23 protein-coding genes are annotated in these 26,197 nt (G+C 58.8%); 10 read left to right on the top strand and 13 right to left on the bottom strand.

Annotated features, from left to right (window positions below; all coding sequences use genetic code 11):
* Positions 1 to 17 precede the first annotated feature (17 nt).
* Both VQ575_RS07460 and VQ575_RS07465 read left to right on the top strand, forming a co-directional pair.
* On the top strand, positions 18 to 548 hold the full coding sequence (locus VQ575_RS07460) for a hypothetical protein (protein ID WP_325919387.1): 531 nt from the start codon (positions 18 to 20) through the stop codon (positions 546 to 548).
* A gap of 71 nt (positions 549 to 619) precedes the next feature.
* Entirely contained in the window at positions 620 to 811 is a 192-nt protein-coding gene (locus VQ575_RS07465) for a PLDc N-terminal domain-containing protein (protein WP_039594393.1), read from the top strand.
* A gap of 75 nt (positions 812 to 886) precedes the next feature.
* Here the strand turns inward: VQ575_RS07465 and VQ575_RS07470 are convergent, their stop codons facing one another.
* The 9 genes from VQ575_RS07470 to gcl form a co-directional block, all read right to left on the bottom strand.
* Positions 887 to 2,086 (bottom strand): MFS transporter, encoded by a 1,200-nt coding sequence (locus VQ575_RS07470; RefSeq protein ID WP_039594394.1) that lies wholly within the window; start codon positions 2,084 to 2,086, stop codon positions 887 to 889.
* A 182-nt stretch (positions 2,087 to 2,268) separates the two neighbouring features.
* Positions 2,269 to 3,267 (bottom strand): sulfate ABC transporter substrate-binding protein, encoded by a 999-nt coding sequence (locus tag VQ575_RS07475; RefSeq protein ID WP_045156630.1) that lies wholly within the window; start codon positions 3,265 to 3,267, stop codon positions 2,269 to 2,271.
* Between the two features lie 88 nt (positions 3,268 to 3,355).
* On the bottom strand, positions 3,356 to 4,180 hold the full coding sequence (locus tag VQ575_RS07480; protein ID WP_045156629.1) for an ion transporter: 825 nt from the start codon (positions 4,178 to 4,180) through the stop codon (positions 3,356 to 3,358).
* 21 nt (positions 4,181 to 4,201) lie between these two features.
* Positions 4,202 to 5,116 carry an urea transporter gene (locus VQ575_RS07485; RefSeq protein ID WP_325919388.1) on the bottom strand — a complete coding sequence of 305 codons (915 nt, stop codon included), beginning with the start codon at positions 5,114 to 5,116 and terminating at the stop codon, positions 4,202 to 4,204.
* A 58-nt stretch (positions 5,117 to 5,174) separates the two neighbouring features.
* The gene (gene pyk, locus VQ575_RS07490) at positions 5,175 to 6,590 is read right to left on the bottom strand and encodes a pyruvate kinase (RefSeq protein ID WP_325919389.1); all 1,416 of its coding nucleotides are present in this window, start codon (positions 6,588 to 6,590) and stop codon (positions 5,175 to 5,177) included.
* Positions 6,580 to 7,860, bottom strand: coding sequence for a glycerate kinase type-2 family protein (locus tag VQ575_RS07495; protein ID WP_325919390.1), 1,281 nt, complete (start codon positions 7,858 to 7,860; stop codon positions 6,580 to 6,582). The genes pyk and VQ575_RS07495 overlap by 11 nt, the downstream gene beginning before the upstream one ends.
* Positions 7,861 to 7,950: 90 nt before the next feature.
* Complete coding sequence (locus VQ575_RS07500) at positions 7,951 to 8,841, bottom strand: 2-hydroxy-3-oxopropionate reductase (protein WP_198723528.1); 891 nt, start codon at positions 8,839 to 8,841, stop codon at positions 7,951 to 7,953.
* A gap of 43 nt (positions 8,842 to 8,884) precedes the next feature.
* Positions 8,885 to 9,667, bottom strand: a complete 783-nt coding sequence (gene hyi, locus VQ575_RS07505; protein ID WP_045156626.1) for a hydroxypyruvate isomerase — start codon at positions 9,665 to 9,667, stop codon at positions 8,885 to 8,887.
* A gap of 44 nt (positions 9,668 to 9,711) precedes the next feature.
* The gene (gcl, locus tag VQ575_RS07510) at positions 9,712 to 11,487 is read right to left on the bottom strand and encodes a glyoxylate carboligase (RefSeq protein ID WP_039594402.1); all 1,776 of its coding nucleotides are present in this window, start codon (positions 11,485 to 11,487) and stop codon (positions 9,712 to 9,714) included.
* Positions 11,488 to 11,756: 269 nt separating this feature from the next.
* On the opposite strand from gcl, the gene VQ575_RS07515 reads away from it, so the two are divergent.
* Together VQ575_RS07515 and VQ575_RS07520 are read left to right on the top strand one after the other, a co-directional pair.
* A complete protein-coding gene (locus VQ575_RS07515) occupies positions 11,757 to 12,197 on the top strand; it encodes a GlcG/HbpS family heme-binding protein (RefSeq protein ID WP_039594403.1) in 441 nt (146 codons plus the stop codon).
* A gap of 96 nt (positions 12,198 to 12,293) precedes the next feature.
* Positions 12,294 to 13,364, top strand: a complete 1,071-nt coding sequence (locus tag VQ575_RS07520) for an alpha/beta hydrolase (RefSeq protein ID WP_325919391.1) — start codon at positions 12,294 to 12,296, stop codon at positions 13,362 to 13,364.
* Positions 13,365 to 13,387: 23 nt separating this feature from the next.
* Here VQ575_RS07520 and VQ575_RS07525 read toward each other — a convergent pair whose 3' ends face one another.
* Positions 13,388 to 13,993 carry a TetR/AcrR family transcriptional regulator gene (locus tag VQ575_RS07525; RefSeq protein ID WP_325919392.1) on the bottom strand — a complete coding sequence of 202 codons (606 nt, stop codon included), beginning with the start codon at positions 13,991 to 13,993 and terminating at the stop codon, positions 13,388 to 13,390.
* A gap of 132 nt (positions 13,994 to 14,125) precedes the next feature.
* On the opposite strand from VQ575_RS07525, the gene VQ575_RS07530 reads away from it, so the two are divergent.
* Together VQ575_RS07530 and VQ575_RS07535 are read left to right on the top strand one after the other, a co-directional pair.
* Positions 14,126 to 15,040: a DUF808 domain-containing protein gene (locus tag VQ575_RS07530; protein ID WP_039594405.1), complete on the top strand. Its 915-nt coding sequence runs from the start codon at positions 14,126 to 14,128 to the stop codon at positions 15,038 to 15,040.
* 130 nt (positions 15,041 to 15,170) lie between these two features.
* Positions 15,171 to 15,548, top strand: coding sequence for a DUF805 domain-containing protein (locus VQ575_RS07535; protein ID WP_039594406.1), 378 nt, complete (start codon positions 15,171 to 15,173; stop codon positions 15,546 to 15,548).
* Positions 15,549 to 15,630: 82 nt separating this feature from the next.
* Here the strand turns inward: VQ575_RS07535 and VQ575_RS07540 are convergent, their stop codons facing one another.
* Both VQ575_RS07540 and VQ575_RS07545 read right to left on the bottom strand, forming a co-directional pair.
* Positions 15,631 to 16,419, bottom strand: a complete 789-nt coding sequence (locus VQ575_RS07540; protein ID WP_039594407.1) for an MlaA family lipoprotein — start codon at positions 16,417 to 16,419, stop codon at positions 15,631 to 15,633.
* The gene (locus tag VQ575_RS07545; RefSeq protein ID WP_039594408.1) at positions 16,412 to 17,710 is read right to left on the bottom strand and encodes a serine/threonine protein kinase; all 1,299 of its coding nucleotides are present in this window, start codon (positions 17,708 to 17,710) and stop codon (positions 16,412 to 16,414) included. Before VQ575_RS07545 ends, VQ575_RS07540 begins: the two co-directional genes overlap by 8 nt.
* 308 nt (positions 17,711 to 18,018) lie before the next feature.
* Between VQ575_RS07545 and VQ575_RS07550 the strand changes: the two genes are divergently transcribed.
* The 4 genes from VQ575_RS07550 to VQ575_RS07565 all read left to right on the top strand — a co-directional run bounded on the left by VQ575_RS07550 (position 18,019) and on the right by VQ575_RS07565 (position 24,153).
* On the top strand, positions 18,019 to 20,712 hold the full coding sequence (locus VQ575_RS07550; RefSeq protein WP_325919394.1) for an RHS repeat-associated core domain-containing protein: 2,694 nt from the start codon (positions 18,019 to 18,021) through the stop codon (positions 20,710 to 20,712).
* A 370-nt stretch (positions 20,713 to 21,082) separates the two neighbouring features.
* Entirely contained in the window at positions 21,083 to 21,937 is an 855-nt protein-coding gene (locus tag VQ575_RS07555; protein ID WP_045156623.1) for a glycine betaine ABC transporter substrate-binding protein, read from the top strand.
* Between the two features lie 249 nt (positions 21,938 to 22,186).
* Positions 22,187 to 22,498 (top strand): DUF485 domain-containing protein, encoded by a 312-nt coding sequence (locus tag VQ575_RS07560; protein ID WP_030138324.1) that lies wholly within the window; start codon positions 22,187 to 22,189, stop codon positions 22,496 to 22,498.
* The gene (locus tag VQ575_RS07565) at positions 22,495 to 24,153 is read left to right on the top strand and encodes a cation acetate symporter (RefSeq protein ID WP_039594131.1); all 1,659 of its coding nucleotides are present in this window, start codon (positions 22,495 to 22,497) and stop codon (positions 24,151 to 24,153) included. The genes VQ575_RS07560 and VQ575_RS07565 overlap by 4 nt, the downstream gene beginning before the upstream one ends.
* A 432-nt stretch (positions 24,154 to 24,585) precedes the next feature.
* On the opposite strand, the gene gltA is transcribed toward VQ575_RS07565, so the two are convergent.
* The gene (gene gltA, locus VQ575_RS07570; protein ID WP_325919396.1) at positions 24,586 to 25,875 is read right to left on the bottom strand and encodes a citrate synthase; all 1,290 of its coding nucleotides are present in this window, start codon (positions 25,873 to 25,875) and stop codon (positions 24,586 to 24,588) included.
* Positions 25,876 to 26,197 lie beyond the last annotated feature (322 nt).

A 26,197-nucleotide genomic window follows, 5' to 3' on the forward strand; every position in this document is an offset into this window, starting at 1 on the left:
GCCACAGGAATAGCCCAATGAAAGCCGCACTCGTCGAACTCATCAGCAAAATCAGCTCCGGCTGCCTGGGCGAGGCGCAGATCGAGACGATTGCCGATGAGGCGGCCCAGGCCTACGCGGACCCAGTGGCTTTCCTGGCGGCCAATCCGGACATCAACTACGACGACACCTTCCCGATCCCGCTAGGGGAGTGGGTGGTGGTGGGAAGCCTGCCGGATACCGTGTTGTTCCAGGCAGATACCTATGTCGAGTTGTTCGAGCAGATTGTCGCCTCGTTCGGCCCCGGCGTCGCGTTCAACCTCAAGCCCAAGCAACTGGCGAAGACTGAAGCGCTGACCGCGCTCAACCGCATCCAGATCCAGATGAGCAGCCTGAACAAGGAAAATGGCGGCTATATGCTGATGAACTTCAGCCAATTGCTGGACGATGAATTGCAAATGGTGCTGGTGTACGGCAATGACGTGCCGCGCGTACTGCAATTGTGCGCCGAGGTGGGCATCGCCGCGGCTCCGTCCCTTGAAGCACTCAAGATCGCGGTCCACGTCTGACGCAATAAAACGGAACCCTTGCCCTGGCGCCGCTATCCTAAATGGGCATATCACCATTCGGGAGCGACACCATGGGTTCCACTTTCAACGGCCTGGTAGGCCTGATTATCCTGGCGCTCGATATCTGGGCGATCATCAATGTACTCAAGAGTGGCGCGGGAACCGGGGCGAAGGTCCTCTGGGTATTGCTGATCCTCCTGCTGCCGGTATTGGGCCTGATCATCTGGGCGATTGCAGGGCCGCGTGGCAACGTGCGCGTCTGACCGTTCCAATAACTCTCCAATAAAAAGAAGGCCCGACAGGCCATGACCTGTCGGGCGTTTTTTTGCGCGTCGGTATCAGGCCGTTGCCAGCGACGTTTTTTGCGATGCACTCAAGAAGCGCAGCAATGCCAGCAGCGGGAAGGCGCTGCCGACGATCACTACCCACAGCCAGCCACCGTGTTCATAGACAGCGCTGGCAATCGACGAGCCGAATGCGCCGCCGACGAAGATGCTGGTCATGTACAGCGCGTTCAGTCGACTGCGGCTCTTGGCGTCGAGGGCGTAGATGGTGCGTTGGCCCAGGACCATGTTCATCTGTACGCAGAAATCCAGGACCACGCCGGTCACCGCCAGGCCAATCACGCTGTAGGCCGGATGGATGAAGGCCGGCAGGAAACTCAGGCTGGCGAACAGCATCGCCAGCAGCGAAGCGATCCGGGTATGACCGGCATCCGCCAGGCGACCGGCAATCGGCGCGGCGATGGCGCCGATGGCCCCGACCAGGGCGAACAGCGCTATTTCCGTCTGTGACAGGCCATGGTTACGGGCCAGCTCCAAGGGCACGGCGGTCCAGAACAGACTGAACGTGGCGAACATGCAGGCTTGGTAAAACGCTCGCTGGCGCAACTGCGGCTGCTGGCGCAACAAGGTGCCGAGCGAGCCCAGCAATTGGACGTAGGACGCGCTGTGGTCGGGCTGGCGCTTGGGCACGGTCAACGCGAGGACGATGCTGATGGCCGCCATCAGTGCGGCCGCGATGATGAACATCGCCCGCCAGCCGAAATGATCGGCGATGACGCTGGAGACCGGCCGAGCCAACAGGATCCCAAGCAACAGGCCGCCCATGATCCCACCGACGACCCGTCCCCGGGATTCCTCAGGCGCCAGGTGCGCGGCCAGCGGAATCAGGACCTGTACCGAGACGGAACTGAAGCCCACCAGCAGCGAGACCATGAGGAACACGTTCGGTTGCTCGGTGAACGCCGCGCCCAGCAGGCTGGCTATCGCTACCAGTGTGGTGAGGATCATCAAGCGCCGGTTTTCCAGCAGGTCGCCCAACGGCACCAGGAAAAACAGGCCCAGGGCATAACCGATCTGAGTCAGCGAGACGATCAGGCTGGCCATGGTGCTGGACAAGCCGACGTCGGGGGCGATCAGTTCGATGATGGGTTGGGCGTAGTAGATGTTGGCAACGATCGCGCCGCAGCAGAAGGCGAACAGCAGGACCATGCCGCGGGTCAGGGTGACGCCGGGCGAGGAGGGATGGGCACTCATGGCAATCTCATCGATCAATTGAAAGGATGGCGTGAGGCTAAAGATTTGCAGGGCTCTGGAACAGGGCTTTGCGACTGATATCAGTCATGCCTGTGGTTAATGGTTCAGCGAATACCCTTGTGGCGAGGGAGCAAGCTCCCTCGCCACAAGGGCTTGTTTGCCGGACTGGCTGTATCAGTACCTCATTGCCCGCTATAGATCTGATCGAAAACCCCACCGTCATTGAAATGGGTCTTCTGCACGGTGCGCCAGTCGCCGAAGGTTTTCTCTACCGACAGGAAGTCGACTTTCGGGAAGCGGTCGGTGTATTTGGCCAGCACCGCCGGATCCCGTGGACGCAAGTAGTTGGCGGCGGCGATTTCCTGGCCTTCGGGCGACCACAGGAATTTGAGATACGCCTCGGCGGCTTCTCGGGAGCCTTTCTTCTCGACCACTTTATCCACAACGCTCACCGGTGGCTCGGCTTCGGCGGACACGCTTGGGTAGACCACTTCGAACTGGTCGCGGCCAAACTCGCGGGCGATCATTTCCGCTTCGTTTTCAAAGGTCACCAGCACATCGCCGATCTGGTTGGTCATGAACGTTGTCGTCGCGGCGCGGCCACCGGTGTCCAGCACAGGCGCCTGCTTGAACAACTTGCCGACGAAATCCTTGGCCTTGTTCTCGTCACCACCGTTCTTGAGCACATAGCCCCACGCCGACAGATAGGTATAGCGGCCGTTACCGGAGGTTTTCGGGTTGGGCACGATCACTTGCACGCCGTCCTTGAGCAGGTCGGGCCAATCCTTGAGCGCTTTCGGGTTGCCCTTGCGCACGATGAACACCGTGGCCGAGGTGAACGGTGCGCTGTTGTTCGGCAGCCGGGTGACCCAGTTTTCCGGAACCAGCTTGCCGTTGTCCGCCAAGGCGTTAATGTCGGTGGCCATGTTCATCGTGATGACATCCGCCGGCAGCCCGTCGATCACCGAGCGCGCTTGCTTGCTGGAGCCGCCGAAGGACATTTGCACGGTGATGTTCTCGTTGTGCTCGGCTTGCCAGTGCTTCTGGAACGCGGCGTTGTAATCTTTGTAGAAGTCGCGCATCACGTCATAGGAAACGTTCAGCAGGGTTGGGGCGGCGTTGGCCAGGCTGCCGAAGGTCAGGCCAGCGGCGAGAAGGGAGGCGCCAAGGAAGTTTTTCACTGCGAATTCCTTTTTATTGGGAGACGGGCGATAAGCCAGCACACTAGCGATTAGCTTATAGGCCTTCAAGTATTTAAAAATGCTTTGCTTATTCCATTTTCTTGAACAGCGCATTGCCGCAACGGGAGCAGAAGGCGGCGCCATGTTCATGGTTGTTTTTGCTGCACACCGGGCAGTCATGCTGGAGTTGATCGCCGCGCATCGCGGTGGCGAGTTCAGCGGTGAAGATACCCGTCGGTACGGCGATGATCGAATAGCCGGTGATCATCACTAAAGACGAAATGACCTGTCCCAGCGGCGTCTTCGGCACGATGTCGCCGAAGCCCACGGTGGTCAGCGTCACGATAGCCCAATAGATCCCCTTGGGAATGCTGGTAAAGCCATGCTGCGGCCCTTCGATGACGTACATCAGCGTGCCGAACACGGTCACCAGCGTTGATACGCTGACCAGGAACACGATGATTTTCTGCTTGCTGCCACGTAGCGCGGCCAGCAGATAGTTGGCCTGCTTGAGGTAAGGGCTGAGCTTGAGCACGCGAAAAATCCGCAACATGCGGATGATTCGAACGATCAGCAGGTACTGGGCATCGCTGTAGTACAGCGCCAGGATGCCCGGCACGATCGCCAGCAGATCCACCAGGCCATAGAAACTGAACGCGTAGCGCAGCGGTTTCGGCGAGCAGTACAAGCGTAGGCCGTACTCCACCAGAAAGATAAAGGTGAAGCCCCACTCGATATAAGCCAGCAGGGCCGCGTAGTTTTTGTGAACGCTGTCGATGCTGTCGAGCATCACGATCACCAGGCTGGCGAGGATGATCAGCAGCAAGGTGCTGTCGAAGCGTCGGCCAGCCACGGTATCGGTCTGGAAAATGATGACGTAGAGGCGTTCACGCCAGTTGTTGCTGTTATCCATGACCTTCGCCTGAATCGATAATCAGCGAAGCCTAGGGCGATTGCCCCGCAGAGCGCAAGGCGCGGTGTCGAGGATTGCCTGATGCCAGCGTCGGCCAGTCGCACGAACCAGCCAGCAGGCGAGGATGAACGGCGCTGTCAGTGGCGCCACGCCCAACGCAGCGAAACCTGGTGCGAGAACGACCGCCAGGGCAATGCCCGCCAGCGGCAGCCATGGCTTGCGGGTGTGTTGGCCGAGGGCCAGGGCCACCAGCGCCGGGTTATAGCCGCCCAGCCCCGATAAGGCCTGGGCGCTGTCGTGGTGCAGCACGGCAAACGCAAGGCCGACGATGGAACCCAGCAGCGCCCAGCCAGCGGCGCGGCGATCGGCGATCAGCAGGCCGACCACGACCAGCGCACCGGCCAGCGGCTGGTCGAGAAACATGACCTGGCCGAGGCCATTCAAAGGAGCGAGCAGCAGCTTGGGAAGTGTCATTTCCACGGACGCTGAGGCGGGCGACGGCGGGGCGAAACTCAGCAGCAACCAGCCCAGCGCCACGAATGGCGCGGTATAGGTGGGCAGGCAGCGCGGGCCAGGGGTTCGCTTGAGCCATTGCTGGGTGAGCATTGCGCTGAGGCCGCCGCCGGCAATGATCAGGGGGGGTAGCAAGACCGACCAGGGCAGTGCCAGGCTCAACAACAATCCCAGCAGGATCCCGTTGTAGCTGAACAACCCGGCTTGCCGATCTTCCTTGGCATAACCGCGTCGCTGCGCCGTCAACAGTCCGGCTACTGCGCCCAGCAGCGCGCCGCCGAGCAAAGTCGGCGCGGTGAGCAAGATTGCCAACAGGCACAGCATGCCGCACAGCGGATGGCGCTGGAGAAAAATCTGGCTGAAACCGTTAAGCAGGGCGGTGGCCCAGTCGGGGCAGTGAGTGCTGGAAGAATGGTTGGGCATGATGGGTCAGGGATAGGGAGTAATGTGGCGAGGGAGCAAGCTCCCTCGCCACAAAAAATCAGATCAACGTCTCGATACGCAGGGAATTGGTCGACCCCGGCTGCCCGAACGGCACGCCTGCGGTGATCAGCAAAGTGTCGCCACGCTGGGCCATGCCTTGGGCCTGGGCGATTTCCAGCGCCGTGGAACACACCTCGTCCACCTGCCGCAGTCGATCATTGACCACCGAATGCACCCCCCAGGCCACGGTCAGGCGGCGGGCGGCCTGCAGATTTGGCGTCAGGTTGAGAATCGGCACCGTCGGCCGTTCCCGCGCCGCGCGCAGGCTGGAACTGCCCGACTCGCTGTAGTTCACCAGCACCGCCACCGGCAGGACATTGCTGATCCGGCGGATCGCGCAGCTGATGGCGTCCGACACCGTGGCCTCGGCTTTCGGTCGGCTGACGTCCAGTTGTGCCTGGTAGTCCGGGCCGTTTTCAACTTGGCGAATGATCTTGCTCATCATCTGCACGGCTTCGAGGGAGTAATCGCCGGAAGCGGTTTCCGCCGACAGCATCACCGCATCGGCACCTTCGGCCACGGCGTTGGCGACGTCGGTGACTTCGGCGCGGGTCGGTGCCGGGGAGAACCGCATCGACTCGAGCATCTGCGTCGCCACTACCACGGGTCTGCCGAGGGCGCGGCAGGTGCCGATGATGTTTTTCTGGATCTGCGGCACGCTCTCGGCCGGTACTTCGACGCCGAGATCACCGCGGGCAACCATGATCGCGTCGCTCAATTCGGCGATCTCGCGCAGTTGGCTTACCGCTGACGGCTTCTCGATCTTAGCCATCAGGAACGCCTTGTCGCCGATCAGCGCGCGGGCTTCGCGGATGTCCTCGGGCCGCTGCACAAACGACAGCGCCACCCAATCCACACCCATCTCCAGGCCGAAGCTCAAGTCGCGACGATCCTTGGCGGTGAGTGGGCTCAGATCGAGGACGGCCTGGGGCACGTTCACGCCCTTGCGGTCCGACAGTTCGCCGCCGTTGAGCACCTCGGTGTCGATGGCGTCGGCATGCCCGGCGGTTACCCGCAGGCGCAGCTTGCCGTCATCGAGCAACAAGTCCATGCCCGGCTCCAGCGCCGCGATGATTTCCGGGTGGGGCAGGTTGACCCGGCGTTGGTCGCCCGGTGTCGGGTCCAGGTCCAGGCGCAAGGCCTGGCCGCGTTGCAGCAGGACCTTGCCGTCGGCAAATTTGCCGACTCGCAGCTTCGGGCCCTGCAAGTCCATCAGGATGCCCAGCGGGTAATTGAGCTGCTGCTCGACTTCGCGGATCCACCGGTAGCGCTGGGCGTGGTCGGCATGGTCGCCGTGGCTGAAGTTCAGGCGAAAGATGTTCACACCGGCCTGCACCAGTTCGCGAATATCATCGAGGCCGCGGGTGGCGGGGCCGAGGGTCGCGAGGATCTTGACCTTTTTATCAGGCGTCATTTTTAGGGTTCTCGAGGATCAGGATCGCGCGGAAGTCGTTGACGTTGGTACGGGTCGGTTCGGTGACGACCAGCGCGTTTAGCGCGGCGAAGTAGCCGTAGCCGTTGTTGTTGTCCAACTCGTCGCTGGCGCTGAGACCCATCTCGGCGGCGCGGCGATAGCTGTCCGGGGTCATGATTGCACCGGCGTTGTCTTCGGAGCCGTCGATGCCATCGGTGTCGCCGGCGAGCGCGTAGATGCCGGGACAGCCCTTGAGGCTGTCGGTCAGGCTCAGCAGGAATTCGGCGTTGCGTCCGCCACGGCCATTGCCGCGCACGGTGACTGTGGTTTCGCCGCCAGACAGGACCACGCACGGGGCTGCCAAGGGTTGGCCGTGCAGGGCGATTTGCCGGGCAATGCCGGCGTGGACTTTCGCCACCTCCCGGGATTCGCCTTCCAGGTCACCGAGGATCAATGGGCTGAAACCCGCCTGGCGTGCCTTCACGGCTGCGGCTTCCAAGGATTGCTGGGGACGCGCGATCAATTGGAAATGACTGCGGGCCAGGCTCGGGTCGCCGGGCTTGACGGTCTCCGATTCCGGGCTCTGCAGCCAGTTGCGTACGGAGGCGGGGATATCAATGGCGTAGCGCTTGAGAATCGCCAGGGCCTCGGCTGAGGTGCTGGGATCAGCGACGGTGGGGCCGGACGCGATGACCGTGGCGAGATCGCCGGGCACGTCGGAAATCGCATAGGTGTAGACCGTCGCCGGCCAGCAGGCCTTGCCCAGGCGTCCGCCCTTGATCGCAGAGAGATGCTTGCGCACGCAATTCATCTCGCCGATGGTCGCGCCGGATTTGAGCAAAGCTTTATTGATCGATTGTTTGTCGGCCAGGGGAATGCCAGCCGCCGGCAGGGCCAGCAACGCCGAGCCCCCACCGGACAGCAGGAAGATCACGCGGTCGTCTTCGTTGAGGTTGCTGACCCGTTCGAGCACCCGTCCGGCCACTTCCAGGCCTGCGGCATCCGGCACGGGATGAGCGGCTTCGACCACTTCGATTTTCTGGCAGGGCGCGCCATGGCCGTAGCGGGTCACGACCAGGCCGCTGACTTCGCCCTGCCAGCAACGCTCAATGACTTGCGCCATGGCCGCCGCGGCCTTGCCGGCACCGATGACGATCACTCGACCGCTGCGGTCGCTGGGCAGGTATTGTTCGAGGACTTGCTGCGGATGCGCCGCGTCGATGGCTGTGGCAAACAGCTCGCGCAGCAGTTGTTGCGGATCGACCGACATGGCGGGCTCCCGGGATTTTTGTTATTTGAAGGGCAACGCAGATCCCTTGTGGGGGCGAGCAAGTTCGCTCCCACAAGGGGGAAGGGCGTGTCAGTTGTCGCGGATCGAGAAATTCGCCATGTGCTCCAGCCCCTTGATCAGCGCCGAGTGATCCCAGTTGCTGCCACCGATCGCCGCGCACGTGCTGAACACTTGCTGGGCGTTGGCGGTGTTGGGCAGGTTGATGTTCAGTTCCTTGGCGCCTTGCAGGGCCAGGTTCAGGTCCTTCTGGTGCAGGCTGATGCGGAAGCCCGGGTCGAAGGTGCCCTTGATCATGCGCTCGCCGTGGACTTCGAGGATCTTCGACGAGGCGAAACCGCCCATCAACGCTTCACGAACCTTGGCCGGGTCGGCACCGTTTTTCGAGGCGAACAACAGCGCTTCGGCCACGGCTTGGATGTTCAGGGCGACGATGATCTGGTTCGCCACTTTGGCGGTCTGGCCGTCGCCGTTGCCGCCCACCAGGGTGATGTTCTTGCCCATGGCCTGGAACAGCGGCAAGGCGCGCTCGAAGGCGGCGCTGTCGCCACCCACCATGATGCTCAGCGTCGCGGCCTTGGCACCGACTTCGCCGCCGGAGACCGGGGCATCGAGGTACTGCGCACCTTTTTCATTGATCTTCGCCGCGAAGGCCTTGGTGGCGGACGGCGAGATCGAACTCATGTCGATCACCACTTTGCCCTTGCCCACGCCCGCTGCCACGCCGTCGGCGCGCAACAGCACGTCTTCGACCTGCGGCGTGTCCGGGACCATGACGATAATGAATTCGGCTTCCTGGGCGACTTCCTTCGGGTTGGCCAACGCCACCGCGCCGCCGGCCAGCAGGTCGGCCGGGGCCGGTTCGTGGTGCTGGGACAGGAACAGGCTATGACCGGCTTTTTGCAGGTTCAATGCCATGGGGTGGCCCATGATGCCGGTGCCGATGAATCCAATTTTAGCCATGAGAAAATCCTCTTTTATTAAAGTGCCCACGGATTCTTGTGGGTCAGATCGCGTTATGGGTTTTCAGCCAGCCCAGTCCCGCTTCGGTGGTGGTCAGCGGCTTGTATTCACAGCCAATCCAACCCTGGTAGCCGATGCGGTCCAGGTGTTCGAACAGGAAGCGGTAGTTGATTTCGCCCGTGCCCGGCTCGTTGCGGCCCGGGTTGTCCGCCAGTTGCACATGGTTGATCTCGCCCAGGTGCGCCGACAGGGTCCGGGCCAAGTCGCCTTCCATGATTTGCATGTGATAGATGTCGTATTGCAGGAACAGGTTGGCGCTGCCCACCTGCTCGCGGATCGACAGGGCCTGGGCGGTGTTGTTGAGATAAAAGCCTGGGATGTCGCGGGTATTGATGGCTTCCATCACCAGCTTGATGCCTTCGCCTTGCAGCTTTTCGGCGGCGTACTTCAGGTTGGCGATGAAGGTTTTTTCCACCAGGGCCTCGTCGCACTTCTGCGGACGAATCCCGGCCAGGCAATTGACTTGGGTATTGCCCAGCACTTTTGCGTAGGCAATCGCCAGGTCGACCCCCGCGCGGAACTCCTCGACCCGGTCCGGCAAGCAGGCAATGCCGCGCTCACCCTTGGCCCAGTCGCCGGCCGGCAGGTTGAACAGCACCTGGGTCAGGCCATTGGCGTCGAGCTGGGCCTTGATTTCGGCGGAGCTGTAATCGTAGGGGAACAGGTATTCGACTCCACTGAAACCAGCCTTGGCGGCGGCTTCGAAACGGGCGAGGAAGGCCTGTTCGGTGAACAGCATGGACAGGTTGGCGGCGAAACGCGGCATGGTGGTCTCCTGTAAATAGTTGGCAGGCCCCTGTGGGGCGAACCTCAGTCCAGTAATGAGATGGCTGTGGGTGCATCGTTGCCCACCAGCGCCAGGTCTTCAAACTCGTTGACGGCGTTGATCTCAGTGCCCATGGAAATATTGGTCACCCGTTCCAGGATGATCTCGACGATCACCGGCACCTTGAATTCTTCGATCATGTCCTGGGCCTTGCGCAGCGCCGGCTGGATGCCGGACGGTTCGAACACCCGCAGGGCCTTGCAACCCAGGCCCTCGGCCACGGCGATGTGGTCAACGCCATAGCCGTTGAGTTCCGGGGCGTTGAGGTTGTCGAACGACAACTGCACGCAGTAATCCATGTCGAAACCGCGCTGGGCCTGGCGGATCAGGCCCAGGTAGGAGTTATTCACCACGACGTGGATGTAGGGCAACTTGAACTGAGCCCCCACCGCCAACTCTTCGATCATGAACTGGAAATCATAGTCGCCCGACAGCGCCACGACCTTGCGGCTCGGATCGGCCTTGACCACCCCGAGCGCGGCCGGAATGGTCCAACCCAGGGGGCCGGCCTGGCCGCAGTTGATCCAGTGGCGTGGCTTGTAGACGTGGAGGAACTGCGCTCCGGCGATCTGGGACAGGCCGATGGTGCTGACGTAGCAGGTGTCCTTGCCGAAGACTTGGTTCATTTCCTCGTAGACGCGCTGTGGCTTGACCGGCACGTTGTCGAAGTGCGTCTTGCGCTGCAGGCTGGCCTTGCGTTGCTGGCAATCCTGCAACCAGGCGCTGCGGTTCTTCAGCTTGCCGGCGGCTTGCCATTCGCGGGCGACTTCGATGAACACCGTCAGGGCCGAAGCGGCGTCGGAAACGATGCCCAGGTCCGGAGTGAACACGCGGCCGATCTGCGTCGGCTCGATGTCCACGTGAATGAACGTGCGACCTTCGGTGTAGACGTCCACCGAGCCGGTGTGACGGTTGGCCCAGCGGTTGCCGACGCCCAGTACCACGTCCGACTTGAGGAGTGTTGCGTTGCCGTAGCGATGGGAGGTTTGCAGGCCGACCATGCCGACCATCAATGGGTGGTCGTCGGGGATGGTGCCCCAGCCCATCAAGGTGGGGATGACCGGGATGCCGGTCAGTTCGGCGAATTCCACCAGCAGGTCGCTGGCATCGGCATTGATGATGCCGCCGCCGGCCACCAACAACGGACGTTCAGCCTGATTGAGCATCGCCAAGGCTTTCTCGATCTGCACGCGGTTGGCCGCGGGCTTGGCCAAGGGCAGCGGTTGGTAAGCGTCGATGTCGAATTCGATCTCGGCCATCTGCACATCAAACGGCAAGTCGATCAGCACCGGGCCTGGACGGCCGGAGCGCATTTCAAAGAAGGCTTTCTGGAAGGCATACGGCACTTGGCCCGGCTCCAGGACGGTGGTGGCCCACTTGGTCACTGGCTTGACGATGCTGGTGATGTCCACCGCCTGGAAATCTTCCTTGTGCATACGGGCGCGGGGCGCTTGGCCGGTGATGCAGAGGATCGGGATCGAGTCGGCCGATGCGCTGTAGAGCCCGGTGACCATGTCGGTACCGGCCGGTCCGGAAGTGCCGATGCACACACCGATATTGCCGGCCTTGGTCCGGGTGTAGCCCTCGGCCATGTGCGAGGCGCCTTCAACGTGCCGAGCGAGGACGTGATCGATGCCACCCACCTTTTGCAGGGCAGAGTACAGCGGGTTGATCGCAGCACCCGGGATGCCGAAGGCGGTGTCCACGCCTTCACGGCGCATCACCAGGACGGCGGCTTCGATTGCTCTCATTTTGCTCATTGGTTTGTGCCTCTTTACGTTTTGTAATTGTATACAAGTGGCTGTGCGGCAGAGTGTATTCATGGCAAGCGTGGCAGGTCAATCCCTTTCCTCAAGCACCTGTTTTATTCGCAGGAGGACTTGATTTGCTACATGTGTAAGCCATAAAAGGTGATTTGTTCGAATTTTTGTATACAAAAAACAAATCTGTTGTGTTCTATTTGGATGGTTGGTTTTTGCTGAAAGTGAAGCTCCCAGGCTTTCCCATAACAAAAGAAGGACAGCACCCCATGAGCGTTCTAACGTTGAAAATTGCCGTCAACCTGGCCGGACAAGCCCTTGCCGCAGGCCGTGAAATAAGCGCCGCACCCTTGACCGTCGCGGTCCTGGACAGCGGCGGTCATCTGGTCGTCTTGCAGCGTGAAGACGGCGCGAGCCTGCTTCGCCCACAGATCGCCATCGGCAAGGCCTGGGGCGCCATCGCCCTGGGCAAGGGCTCCCGCTTGCTCGCCCAGGACGCCCAACAGCGCCCGGCGTTCTTTGCCGCGTTGCACGGCCTGGGCCAAAGCAACATCGTGCCAGCCCCGGGTGGGGTATTGATCAGGGATCAGGAGGGAAAGGTGCTGGGGGCGATTGGTGTCAGCGGCGATGTTTCGGATGTGGACGAGCAGGTGGCGGTGAGGGCGGTGGAGGCGGTGCAGTTGAGGGCGGATGCGGGGGTTACGTCTTGATGTAAAAAAATGGAGTCATTCGCCAGGGCGGCGATGACGAAGCGGGGGCGCATCGATAAGCTGCCGCCCTCTCGTTTTGTATCAAGGAAGATTTGCGTGAATACGCTATTTCGCATCATTTTGACCATGACAGTGGCCCTCTGTACCCCCCTTTTGAAAGCCGCAGAGGTGGATGTCGATGAGGTTGCCTATCAGGCGCTTAGACCGGTAGTCGCTGCGCTGATGAATGCCGATGACGCCGAAGACCTGATCGCAAGGGGAGAAAAGCTTGAGCGGCGCGACAGTTTGCAAGCCATCGCTGTTTATCTGGCGGCGGTTCGTGAGGATCCCAAACAAATGCTGGCGCCTTACAAGGTCGCCTCGCTGTTTGCTTACCGCGGCGATTACAAACTGGCAGAGCGCTATTTGAAGGTGGCCGATGAGCGTGGCATGTGGTTCGGTCCGTTGATGGCCGATGACCGGAACTTGACCGGTCTGCGCCAGACGTCCACATACAAGCGAGTATTGGCCAACACCCAGAACCGCTACGAGCAAATCGCCCGCGACAAAGTAGGCGCGATTTCGGTACTCAATCCTTCCGGTATTCCAGCGTCTTCAGTATGCCGACCGGTAGTGGTTCGGCTGCATGGATACGGCGGCAACGGTGAGCTTGGCGAAGATTATCAGTCGCTGGCGGACACCGGCGCGATCCTCTTGGGCATCAACGGTACTGAAATGACCGACAGTGTCGACAGCTTCCGTTGGATCGGTCCGGGTTTCGAAGGCACGCATCAAGCTGTTCAATCCGGATTGAAAAAACTGGCCACGCGACAATGCACTGACCGGAAGCAAATCTACCTGATGGGTTTCTCCCAAGGGGCTCTACACGCTGGGGCTTTGCTGGCGCAGCACCCGGATGATTATGCTGGCGCGCTTCTGATTTCGCCCGGGGGGGTGCAGTCGACCCCGACTACAAGCCTGGCTCAAGGGAAAAGAGTGGTTGTGATCCACGGCAAGATGGAGGCGGCCAGCAACCAGGAAATGAGCGCAGAGTTTCGCAAGCTGTTCAGTGAAGCTGGAGACAACAAGGTCAGGTCGGTCGAACATGAGGCAGGACATCGTTATCCTGACGACTGGAGAACTTCGTTGCCCCAGGCGTTGCATTGGCTGATGGGTAGCGAGGCCTGACATTCACGCGACCGGAGGCTGCGTCAGTCCACCTCGCACCCCTTCAAGACCAACCGAATAATCGTCTGCGCCGCCGCTTCGTAATCCGCTTCATCGAGCTTGGCCTTGCCGGTCACGGCGGTGATCTGCCAGTCGAAGTCGGCATAGGTCTGGGTGGCGGCCCAGATGCTGAACATCAGGTGGTTGGGGTCGATCGGGGCGATCTGGCCGCGGTCGATCCAGGTCTGGATACAGTCGATGTTATGCCGGGCCTGGGCGTTGAGCTGTTCCACCAGGTCGGCGCTCAGGTGCGGGGCGCCGTGCATGATTTCACTGGCGAAGACTTTCGAGGCGAAGGGCAGGTCGCGGGAAATTCGGATCTTGGAGCGGATGTAGTGGCTCAGCACTTCGCCCGGCTCGCCATCGGCGTTGAAGGGGGTGGAGGCCTGGAGAATCGGCTCGATAATGCTTTCCAACACCTCGCGGTAGAGGTTTTCCTTGGATTTGAAGTAGTAATAGACGTTGGGTTTGGGCAAGCCCGCCTTGGCCGCGATGTCGCTGGTTTTGGTCGCGGCGAAGCCCTTGTCGGCAAATTCTTCGCTGGCGGCACTCAGGATCAGTTCTTTGTTGCGCTCGCGGATTGTGCTCATAAACCCTGGGGTTCCTTGCCTGTTCTGGCGGTGGCGCATGGTAGCACCGGCCTCGCGCGACGCTCAAGAATGCCCCAAGGACGCGCCGCTCGCGCTATGCTGCGCAGCATTATTGTTCAAGGAGCCCCCTCCATGGCTGGAAGCAGTTTGCTGGTACTGATCGACGACATTGCCACCGTGCTCGACGATGTGGCGTTGATGACCAAGATGGCCGCCAAGAAAACCGCGGGCGTGCTCGGTGATGACCTGGCACTCAATGCCCAGCAGGTTTCCGGCGTGCGGGCCGAGCGGGAACTGCCGGTGGTGTGGGCGGTAGCCAAGGGTTCCTTTATCAACAAGCTGATCCTGGTGCCGTCGGCGTTGGCCATCAGTGCCTTCGTTCCGTGGCTGGTGACGCCACTGTTGATGGTGGGCGGCGCCTATCTGTGTTTTGAAGGGTTCGAAAAACTCGCCCACAAATTCCTTCACAGCAAGGCCGAAGACGAGGCTGAGCACGCGCATCTGGTCGAGGCGGTGGCCGATCCGGCGGTCGATCTGGTGGCTTTCGAAAAGGACAAGATCAAGGGCGCGGTGCGCACCGACTTTATCCTTTCGGCGGAAATCATCGCTATCACCCTCGGCACTGTCGCCGATGCGCCGCTGACCCAGCAGGTGATCGTGCTGTCGGGCATCGCCATTGTCATGACTGTGGGTGTCTATGGCCTGGTGGCGGGGATCGTCAAGCTTGATGACCTGGGCCTGTGGTTGACGCAGAAGCCGGGGCAGGCGGCCAAGCAAATTGGCGGGGCGATCCTGCGCGCAGCGCCCTACATGATGAAAAGTCTGTCGGTGATCGGCACGGCGGCCATGTTCCTGGTGGGCGGCGGTATCCTTACCCACGGCGTGCCGGTGGTGCACCACTGGATCGAAGGCGTTGCGGCGAGTGCCGGTGGCGCCGGGTTCATCGTGCCGATGCTGCTCAATGCGGTGGCGGGGATTGTCGCGGGGGCGGTGGTGCTGGCCGGTGTGTTGGCGGTGGGTAAGGTCTGGAAGGCCCTGAGGGGCTGAAGCGTAGCTTTTTAAGACACTGCTTTCAGGCTTTTCCTACTTTTATCGATTGAGGGCTTCCATAAACTCCCCCGCGCTATTCGGCCGGTATTGGCTCGAATAAATTTTCCGCCAGCGAAGGGAGCATTTGATGAAATGGTATTGGCAAGTGATGCGGCAGTACGCAACGTTTAGAGGGCGCGCAAGCAGAGAAGAGTATTGGATGTTCTTCCTGTTGGAGTTCTGCTTGGGGTTGCTTTTCTTTGGGTTTGGTATCGCCACCGGATTGAACAAAGAGATTTACTTCCTATTGTTGTATCCGGCTTATTGCCTTCTGACCGTTTGCCCTCGATTGGCTGTTACGTGGCGGCGTTATCACGACATGAATAAAAGCGGGCTGAATATTTTCTGGGGACTAGTGCCAGTGGTTGGTCCGTTCATCGTGCTTATCAGCTTGGCGGCAAGCGGTACGAAAGGACCGAACAACTACGGCCTGGACCCGTTGGACCAGCCGGTAGCAGTTAGCTGAATAGGGCTGGACGCTTAGACAGCGGTAATAAAAAAGGCCATTCGTTTTCCATCGAATGGCCTTTTTTTGTCAGGGCGTGTGCCTATTCGGCGATCTGCAACTTCCGCGACTCGGTGTACACGTAGCGCACTTTTTCATACTCGAACGGCGAGTTCAGCTGGCCGTAGCGGAAGCTGGTCTGGTAGCGCCTGTCCACGCCGCGCAGGAGCAGCAGTTCCGGGTGGTTGGAGCTGACTTGCGAGACGTTCAGGAAATTGATCGCCGATTCGGCGGTGTAGTCCACCAACAAGCCCGACGTGTCGCGCAGGTTCGACGGGCCGAAAATGGGCAGTACGAAGTACGCGCCGCCCGGCACGCCGTAGAAGCCCAGGGTCTGGCCGAAGTCTTCGCTCTGGCGTGGCAGGCCCATGGCGGTAGCCGGGTCCCACAAGCCGGCGATGCCAACGGTGGTGTTGAGCAACAGTCGCGCTGTAGTTTCCATTGAACGCTTGCCCTTGAATTGCAGCAGGCTGTTCATCAGGTTCGGCACGTCTCCCAGGTTGTTGAAGAAGTTGCTCACACCGGTACGCACGAAGCCCGGGGTAATGTAGCGATAGCCGTCCACCACCGGCAGGAACACCCATTGGTCGAAGCGGTAGTTGAAGTGATAGACCCGGCGGTTCCAGGATTCCAGCGGGTCGTAGACGTTCAACGCGTTGAGGGTCGAACGTTCGAACTCGCGTTGATCCAGGCCCGGGTTGAACTTGAGTTTGGTCAGCGGCTCCTTGAAGCCGTCCGAGTCCACCACTACGGGCGCGTCGGCCTTGCTGTTATCGGCGTGGACCATGCCCGCGCTCATTAACGCGGCGATCAGCAGGAGATATTTAGCCACGGAAGAACTCCAGCATGGCGTCGCTGTTGACGCGATAGTTAAGGTTGCCGCAATGGCCGCCCAATGGATAAACCGTCAAGCGATCACCAAAGGTCTTGCGCAGGAAGCCCAGGTCACCCGGACCCAGGATCACATCGTCGGCGTTGTGCATGACTGCAATCTTGGAGCTGCCCTGCAGATAATCCTTGAGCGCGTACAGGCTGACCTGGTCGACCAGTTGCAGCAGGCTGCCGCCGTCGGTGCGCGCGCGCCACATCGGGATCACCTGTTCGGTGAGGTAGCAGTCGAAATCGCATTGCAGAGCACGCTTGAGGAACGGCGTCAGGCTGGTGCTTTCGGTGATCGGGAACTTGGGTGGGATGATCAAGCCGCGACGGTTGATCAGGTCCGAGGTAAAGGCGATATCGGCCGCCGAGAAACGGAACGAGGTGCCGATCAGCATCGCCATCTGCTCGTTGCTCAGGTGCTGCTTGGACTGTTGGAAGTCATAGAGCAGGGCATCGTTGAGGTCGATGTAGCCTTTTTGCTGGAAGTAGCGGGTCAGCTTGTTCAGCACCAATTCATAGAACGTGGTGGTGTTGTTGATGCCCTTGACCTCGGTCTGGACCAGTTTGTCCAGGTTGGTGATTGACGTGTAGAGGTTCACCGGCGGGTTAAGCAGCAGCACCTTCTTGAAATTGAAGCTGCGGCGGGTTTCGTCCAGGTGCGCGACGAAGGCTGCGTCGAGGGCGCCGAGGCTGTAGCCGGTCAGGTAGTACTCGGTGACGGGCACTTTCGGATTCTGCGCGCGTACGGCCTGCATCACCCGGTACATGTCTTCGGCATCTTCCTTGGTGATGCCTGGAGTGGCGAAGCGCGAAGCGGCGCTCATGAAGTCGAAGCTGGTGGGCGAAGACAGCTGCACCACGTGATATCCGGCCTTGTAGTAGAGGCGCTTGAGGTACTCGTTGAGGGTGCTGTCGTAGCGCGCACCAGTGCCCGCGATCAGGAAGATCAGCGGTGCGGGTTTGTCTTGGGTAGCCATGCGGTAAGTGAGGCTTTTCACCGGCCAGAAATTGTCTGGCAGGATGAATTCGCGTTCCGGACGCAGGGTCAGGCTGTGGTCCGATTGATTGATGTCCTCGATCAGCGGCAGCTCCGGGCGCAGGTCCGGCGGCGTGGTGGCGATGGTCGCCTCGAACGGGTTGGTCAAGGGGTAGCCATAGCTGGCGGCGTCAATATCTGCCGCCAGCGCGGACGCACTCAAGATAAGGCCGCCGAGGAGGGCAGCGAAGCGCAAGGAACGGAGCATGACTGGATCCCTTAGAGGAAGGTGCCGAATGAGGTTCGCAGCCTATGACCACCGCAGCGAAGCCAAGTGCCATGACGGCTGAAAAACAAGCGCGAACGGGGCGCAATAGTAGCGGGACAATACACGTTGGGGCGTGGTGGCGGCTAGTGGAGCTGCCGGCTTGCCTGATCAAGCATGCGGGAGGTGATCGACATTGCAGGCTGGGATTCACCGTTTACAGACCTGTTATTTCTGACAGTTGAAATAGTTATTTTCGGGTATTAAATAGGTGTGTGTCGTTGCGACTATCTTCTTGGAGGGACACCGCCATGCACTTTCGGACGCCAACGTTAACTGTATTCGATTCTCGTCGTTTAACTGTTCGTTCTGCAGCGTATCATCGTGCGGTAGCCGCAGATCCTCTCGAAAAGCGAGTGACCTATCAAATCAACGATTTCGCTGGGCGAAGTATAAAACAGTATGACCCTCGGCTGTTTAAGCTTATGGATTTGGAGCCTGATATTTCGCCGAATGTTCAGAATATCTATAGCCTTTCTGGACGGGCTTTGCTTATTAATAGTGTTGACGCGGGGATTCGCCTGTATCTGCCAGGCGTTGCTGGCGAGCGATGTGAATGTTGGGATAGCAATTTTACTCACGTAAAAACTGAATACGACAATCAGCTACGGCCGGTCAAAGAGTCTGTGAGACAAATTGACAAGGGTCCAAGGAATAGTGCTTTCTACTCATATGCTGGCAATGACGAAGCGTTTGTTAACTTTAATCAAAGCGGAAGAATAATCAGGGTTGATGATGGCGCTGGGACGGTTTTCTCTCGATCCTATTCCTTGCAAGGCGATAGGCTTGTAAACACTCGGCATTTTTTGGAAAGCGCAGAGCAACCGCATTGGCCCGACCTAGAGTCTGAGCGTGATCAGCTTCATGAAAAAGACGAGGGAAGCACGACCCTGTCTCGTTACAATGCTGTATCACAGCTGGTTTGTGAAATTGATGCTAGACAACATGCGCGGCTATTTGAATACACAGCGGGTGGTCAGCTGGCCGGAATAAAACTGAACATGAAGCTAGGAGGAGAAACTGAAGAGGTTGTGGGTGATATTTTTTATGATGCTGCAAACCATATTGTCCATCAGAGGCTGGCAAATAGGGTGGTTTGCTCTGCAGCTTATTGTCCCGCAGATGGGCGGTTGGAAGAGTTGAGGTCCTATCGACCGGGATGCTCCCCTTTACAGCATCTGATCTATCGCTACGATCGCGTGGGAAATATAATATCCATCGAAGACAGGGCGTTACCTGTTCGCTACTTTCGTAACCAGAAAATCGAACCAGTAAGAACGTTCTGTTACGACACGCTCTATCAGTTGGTTCGCGCCACCGGTTGGCAAGTAATCGGTGGTGGTGTCGGGCCTTGCTTACCCGATTTACAATCTCCAGTTGATCCGAATCAGTTGGAAAATTACACGGAGGTTTTTAGCTACGACTCCGGTGGTAATTTGATAAAACTGCTTCGTTGTGCGGCGCTGGGAAGTCGCACTCAGCGGATGGGTGTGTCGAAATATAGTAATCGCTCGCTCGCTGAAAAGATTGACGGAGATCTACCGACTGAAGAAGAGATCGCTTTGGCGCATGACTTGAACGGTAACAAGCGACAGCTATTACCGGGACAAGATCTGGAATGGGATGAACGAAATCAGCTCAAAAAAGCGGGAGGGACGAGTCGTTTCGGGTTGACGGCAGGTTCGGAAACTTATATCTACGACGATACGGGGCAGCGGCGAAGGAAAATTGGATCGGTACCCGCAGGAGAGTTAACAAGTCGCTCGGAAACTCGTTATCTGGGGGCTCTTGAAATTCGCTCCAGTGTTGATAAAGAAACCCATGACGTCCATGTAGATGCGGGATTATGTAATGTTCGTGCAATCCAGCAGGTTGGTAGTGATCCAGTTATCTATCAATACTCGTTGGTTGATCAGATTGGCTCAAACTGCATCGAGTTGGATGGCGACGGAGAGATCATAAGTGAAGAGGTTTTCTACAGTTACGGCTGTACTGCTTGGTGGGCGGGTAGCGATAGGGTCAAGGCGAACAGCAAAATAAGGCGCTATTCGGGTAAGGAGTTGGACTTGACTGGTTTGTATTATTTCGGTTTCAGGTATTACGTTCCATGGTGGTGTCAATGGTTGAACCCGGACCCAAATGGCGCAGCAGATGGTTTAAATTTGTACCGGATGGCCGCCAATAGTCCTGTAACATTTTTTGACGGTTTGGGTCTGGAAATTATTCCAGTCAACGATGCTGATTCAGGCTACGCTGAGTTGGTAAACGCTTTCGAGAAAGGGGATATTCTGTTCGGGTTACGTGAGCCCCGCGCTTTTGCTCTGGAGGCATTAGATAGGGCAGGGCATAAAGAGTTTTCCAAAGTGCTATCCTGGAGTCTTGAACTCGGTCGGTTCGAAATGGTAAAAAAACGCAATGTATTAAAGCAGAACGATTTGACGGACGCAGCGTTTGGGCCGACTGTGACAGCGGGCGTTTATAATGAAAATAGTCAAATCAAGGCGGAATTGGTGGATTATCCTCGTGGTATTGCTTACAAGAATTTTGCAATCACCAACCGTTATTTTCAGAAAGATGAAAAGGGGGTGGGGAATTTTTTCGATATCAACGTGCCGATGTGGCGTCGCTCGAGCAAGGCTGGGTTGGAGTTTCAGATTTTTCAGCGTAACAAAAAAGTGCTTTTTGCTATCGACGGTCTGATGGAGACTGTGGGTGATATCGTTTCTAAAAAACCTGATGGCGGAACTAGCGTTACGGCTTCTGAAATCAGATATTTGTACAGGCGCCGAAATACTCCAGAAGTTCAAAAAAATGTGAGGTTTTTCCTTGCCGGTCGAGAGGTGCCGCAGTCCGAATTCTTCAACATGTCGGCGTGGCAAAGTTACCACCCAAAAAGGACATACAAGAGCGTGACGGTGCCTCGCCGGGTGAGATTGAGTCAATAGTCGGCGGCGATTGCAGCTAATCTATCACGGCGCCTGTTCTTCAACTTGGAGAACAGGCGCTTTCAAGGCTGCGTGGTCGGCTCGCCAACCCTGTTCGCGGCAATTCGCGTTAAGGTTTTCCAGTACCCCGCATTTTTTCCCTCCGTCATGACATCGAGCACAGTTAATGGCTTTCTGATGTCGTTTCTCGCTGCTTCAGCGTCGCAGACAGAGCAGGTTCCAGATCGGCGCAGGTTGATGATCAGTCAGTCAGTACTCCACTGGCGTTCGGACCGGTTTGCAGGCGAGCGTGATGGGGGCGCTGTGCACCATAACAATACGTTGACGCCGCTCGGCATCCGTCGAGCGCAGCACTTTCGGGGAAGTAACGATGAAGATGCGACGAATCTTGGGCGCAGGTGCCGCACTGGTACTGGCGATCAGCTCCACCCTGGCAAGCGCCGAGACCAAAACCCTGAGCATTGGCTACGTTGACGGCTGGTCCGACAGCGTCGCGACTACCCACGTGGCCGCCGAAGTGATCAAGCAGAAACTCGGCTATGACGTGAAGCTGCAAGCCGTCGCGACCGGGATCATGTGGCAGGGCGTTGCCACCGGCAAGCTCGATGCGATGCTATCGGCCTGGTTGCCGGTGACCCATGGCGATTACTGGACCAAGAACAAGGACCAGGTCGTCGACTATGGCCCTAACTTCAAGGACGCGAAAATCGGTTTGATCGTGCCGGAGTACGTCAAGGCCAAGTCGCTCGAAGACCTGAAGACCGATGACTCTTTCAAGAAACGCATCGTCGGCATCGACGCCGGTTCAGGCGTGATGCTCAAGACCGAACAGGCGATCAAGGATTACGACCTGACCGGTTATCAACTCAAGGCCAGCTCCGGCGCCGGCATGATTGCCGAGCTGACCCGGGCCGAGAAAAAGAACGAGTCCATCGCCGTCACCGGTTGGGTGCCGCACTGGATGTTCGCCAAATGGAAACTGCGCTTCCTGGAAGACCCGAAAGGCGTCTATGGCGCGGCTGAGACTGTGAACAGCATCGGCAGCAAGGGCCTGGAAGCCAAGGCACCGGAAGTGGTCGAGTTCCTGAAGAAGTTCCAGTGGGCGTCGAAAGACGAGATCGGCGAAGTCATGCTGGCGATCCAGGAAGGCGCCAAGCCGGACGCCGCGGCCAAGGATTGGGTGGCCAAGCATCCTGATCGTGTGAAGGAGTGGACCGGCAAGTAATCGACCTGGTTTCGCTGTTCCTGAAACCGCATGACGTTGTGTCATGCGGTTTTTTTGTGCTTGCAGATCCTTAGTCCAGCGCAACCCCTGTGGGAGCGAGCAAGCCCGCTCCCACAGGGGAAGCTACGAAAATTGTAGGAAGCTGGCATACCGTCATGTCGTTCTAATACTAAGGTCGTCTGGAACCTGGTCTTGAGCCGCATAGAGTAGAGCTGTTCCAAATAAATCTGTGCTGCGAGGATAAAAACAATGAACGACAGCATTTACCTCTCGATTCAAAACAGCCCGCGCTTCAAGGAGCTGGTGAAGAAACGAGAAAAGTTCGCCTGGATTCTCTCGGCGATCATGCTTGGGCTGTATTCCGGCTTCATCCTTCTGATCGCCTACGGGCCGCATATTCTCGGGGCCAAGATGTCCCCCGGATCCACCATCACCTGGGGTATCCCTATCGGGGTCGGCCTGATTCTGTCGGCCTTCGTCCTGACCGGTATCTACGTGCGACGTGCCAACGGCGAGTTCGACGACCTGAACAATGCGATTCTCAAGGAGGCTCAGCAATGATCCGGCGTCTACTGGCTCTTTTGAGCATTGCAGCATTTGCACCGGGTGCCTGGGCGGCTGACGCCCTGACCGGCGCCGTGCAGAAACAACCCCTCAACGTCGCGGCTATCCTGATGTTCGTGGCGTTCGTTGGCGCGACCCTGTACATCACGTACTGGGCGTCGAAGAAAAACAACTCGGCGTCCGACTACTATGCGGCCGGCGGCAAGATCACTGGTTTCCAGAACGGCCTGGCAATTGCCGGTGACTACATGTCGGCGGCGTCTTTCCTGGGGATTTCCGCGCTGGTATTCACCTCCGGCTATGATGGCTTGATCTACTCCATCGGCTTCCTGGTGGGCTGGCCGATCATTCTGTTCCTGATCGCCGAGCGCCTGCGCAACCTGGGTAAATACACTTTTGCCGACGTGGCGTCCTATCGCCTCGGGCAAACCCAGATCCGCAGTCTGTCCGCCTCCGGCTCATTGGTGGTGGTGGCGTTCTACCTGATCGCGCAAATGGTTGGTGCCGGCAAGCTGATCCAGCTGCTGTTCGGCCTGGACTACCATGTCGCGGTGATCCTGGTGGGGATCCTGATGTGCCTCTACGTGTTGTTCGGCGGCATGCTGGCCACCACCTGGGTACAAATCATCAAGGCGGTATTGCTGCTGTCGGGTGCGTCGTTCATGGCCCTGATGGTCATGAAGCACGTCAACTTCGACTTCAACATGCTGTTTGCCGAAGCGGTCAAGGTTCACCCTAAAGGTGAAGCGATCATGAGCCCTGGCGGTCTGGTGAAGGATCCGATCTCGGCCTTCTCCCTCGGCCTGGCGCTGATGTTCGGCACCGCAGGCCTGCCCCATATCCTGATGCGCTTCTTCACCGTGAGCGACGCCAAGGAAGCGCGCAAAAGCGTGCTGTATGCCACTGGCTTCATCGGCTACTTCTACATCCTGACCTTCATCATCGGCTTCGGCGCGATCCTGCTGGTCAGCACCAATCCGGCCTTCAAGGACGCGGCAGGTGCCTTGCTGGGCGGCAACAACATGGCGGCGGTGCACCTGTCCAACGCCGTTGGCGGCAGCATTTTCCTGGGCTTCATCTCGGCGGTGGCGTTCGCGACCATCCTGGCGGTGGTAGCGGGCCTGACCCTGGCCGGTGCCTCGGCGGTGTCCCATGACCTGTATGCCAGCGTGATCAAGAAAGGCAAGGCCAACGAGAAGGATGAGATCCGCGTCTCGAAGATCACCACCATTGCCCTGGCAGTGCTGGCGATCGGCTTGGGCATCCTGTTCGAGAAGCAGAACATCGCGTTCATGGTGGGCCTGGCGTTCTCCATCGCGGCGAGCTGCAACTTCCCGGTGCTGCTGCTTTCGATGTACTGGAAGAAGCTGACTACCCGTGGCGCCATGATCGGCGGCTGGCTGGGCCTGGTCAGTGCCGTGGGCCTGATGATCCTCGGCCCGACCATTTGGGTACAGATCCTGGGTCACGAGAAGGCTATCTTCCCGTATGAATACCCTGCGCTGTTCTCGATGATCATTGCGTTTACCGGCATCTGGTTCTTCTCCATCACTGACAAGTCGGCTGAAGGTGCCAACGAGCGGGCGCTGTTCTTCCCGCAGTTCGTGCGTTCACAGACTGGCCTGGGGGCGAGTGGGGCGGTTAATCACTGATGTAGAGACAAGTGTTTGAAGAAATACCCCGGTCGAGAGGCTGGGGTATTTTTTTTGTGTGCGATAGCTGTGGTTTGAGTAATGAGGTCTTCGCGAGCAAGCCCGCCCACAGGTAAGGCTGTTCACTTAAGGCTGTGGATTGGGGTAAGGGTGTGTATCCGTTACCGCAGCAACGGTCTGTACCCAATCCAACCCAACCCCAAAGGGAACGGCGCTCCCTCGGAAAAGCGCCGTTTCCTTAAGTGAACAGCACTACGCTCCCACAGACGATTTGCGTCATACACAGGGTCCAGTGTGGGAGCGAGCTCGCTCGCGAAGGTGTCGGACCAGTCGCCGCGGATATCAATGGGGGCACAAACAAAACAGCCCCTGCTCTTATATAAGAAGCAGGGGCTGGTTCAGTACAGCGTGGGACCTATCGCAAGGCAGGCCTTACTTGCGGTCTTCCAGCTTGGTGATGTCACGCGACTCGTAGCCGGTGTACAGCTGGCGCGGGCGGCCGATCTTGTACGGGCTGGAGAGCATTTCCTTCCAGTGGGAGATCCAGCCCACGGTCCGCGCCAAGGCGAAGATCACGGTGAACATGCTGGTTGGAATGCCGATCGCCTTGAGGATGATCCCCGAGTAGAAGTCGACGTTCGGGTACAGCGAGCGCTCGATGAAGTAAGGGTCGGTCAGGGCGATCTCTTCCAGGCGCATGGCCAGTTCGAGTTGCGGATCGTTCTTGATCCCCAGTTCCTTGAGCACTTCGTCGCAGGTCTGCTTCATGACGGTGGCGCGCGGATCGCGGTTCTTGTAGACCCGGTGACCGAAGCCCATCAGCTTGAACGGATCGTTCTTGTCCTTGGCCTTGGCGATGAACTTGTCGATGTTCGAGACATTGCCGATTTCATCGAGCATGGTCAACACCGCTTCGTTCGCACCGCCGTGGGCAGGGCCCCAGAGCGCGGCGATACCGGCGGCGATACAGGCGAACGGGTTGGCACCCGACGAACCGGCCAGGCGCACGGTGGAGGTGGAGGCGTTCTGCTCATGGTCGGCATGGAGGATGAAGATCCGGTCCATGGCCTTGGCGAGCACCGGGCTGATCGGTTTGATCTCGCACGGGGTGTTGAACATCATATGCAGGAAATTCTCTGCATAGGTCAGGTCGTTGCGCGGGTACATCATGGGCTGGCCCATGGAGTACTTGTAGACCATGGCTGCCAGGGTCGGCATCTTCGCCACCAGGCGGATCGCGGAGATTTCGCGATGCTGGGGGTTATTGATGTCCAGGGAGTCGTGGTAGAAGGCCGAGAGGGCGCCGACAACGCCGCACATGACGGCCATCGGGTGGGCATCGCGACGGAAGCCGTTGAAGAAGGTCTTCAACTGTTCGTGAACCATGGTGTGGTTCTTCACGGTGCTGACGAACTGGGCCTTTTGCTCTGCGGTCGGCAGCTCGCCGTTGAGCAGCAGATAGCAGGTTTCCAGGTAGTCCGATTTTTCAGCCAGTTGCTCGATCGGGTAGCCGCGGTGCAGCAGGATGCCGTTGTCGCCGTCGATATAGGTGATTTTCGACTCGCACGAGGCGGTCGACATGAAACCTGGGTCAAAGGTGAAACGGCCCGTGGCCGTCAGGCCCCGTACGTCGATTACATCGGGACCAACGGTGCCGGTTAAAATGGGCAGCTCGACGGGGGCTGCGCCCTCGATGATCAACTGCGCTTTTTTGTCAGCCATGTGGCCTCCTATTAATGCTTGGAATCATCAGACAGACCCCCCACGCAGGGCCCGCACCACTATAGTGAGATAAATCCGAATGTCAATTTGCCTAAAGTCTTGCTCCAGAAGGCTTTAACCGGACTTTTTCCGCGAAATTGCCTGCCGTTTACGCCTTTTGCGCTATATGTGCAATGCGCTATTAGGGGAAGGTGAACGCGTTGTCATTAGTAGCCTAACTGTCTATACTCGGCCACCGACCGCCAGGGGCTTTTGGGCCTGCTTTCTTGGGGGTCGTCACTCCCTGGGTGGTGAGTACCTGACCAGTGCGCGCCCCAACAAC

It is taken from the genome of Pseudomonas frederiksbergensis (assembly GCF_035751725.1).
GTDB lineage: Bacteria > Pseudomonadota > Gammaproteobacteria > Pseudomonadales > Pseudomonadaceae > Aquipseudomonas > Aquipseudomonas frederiksbergensis_A.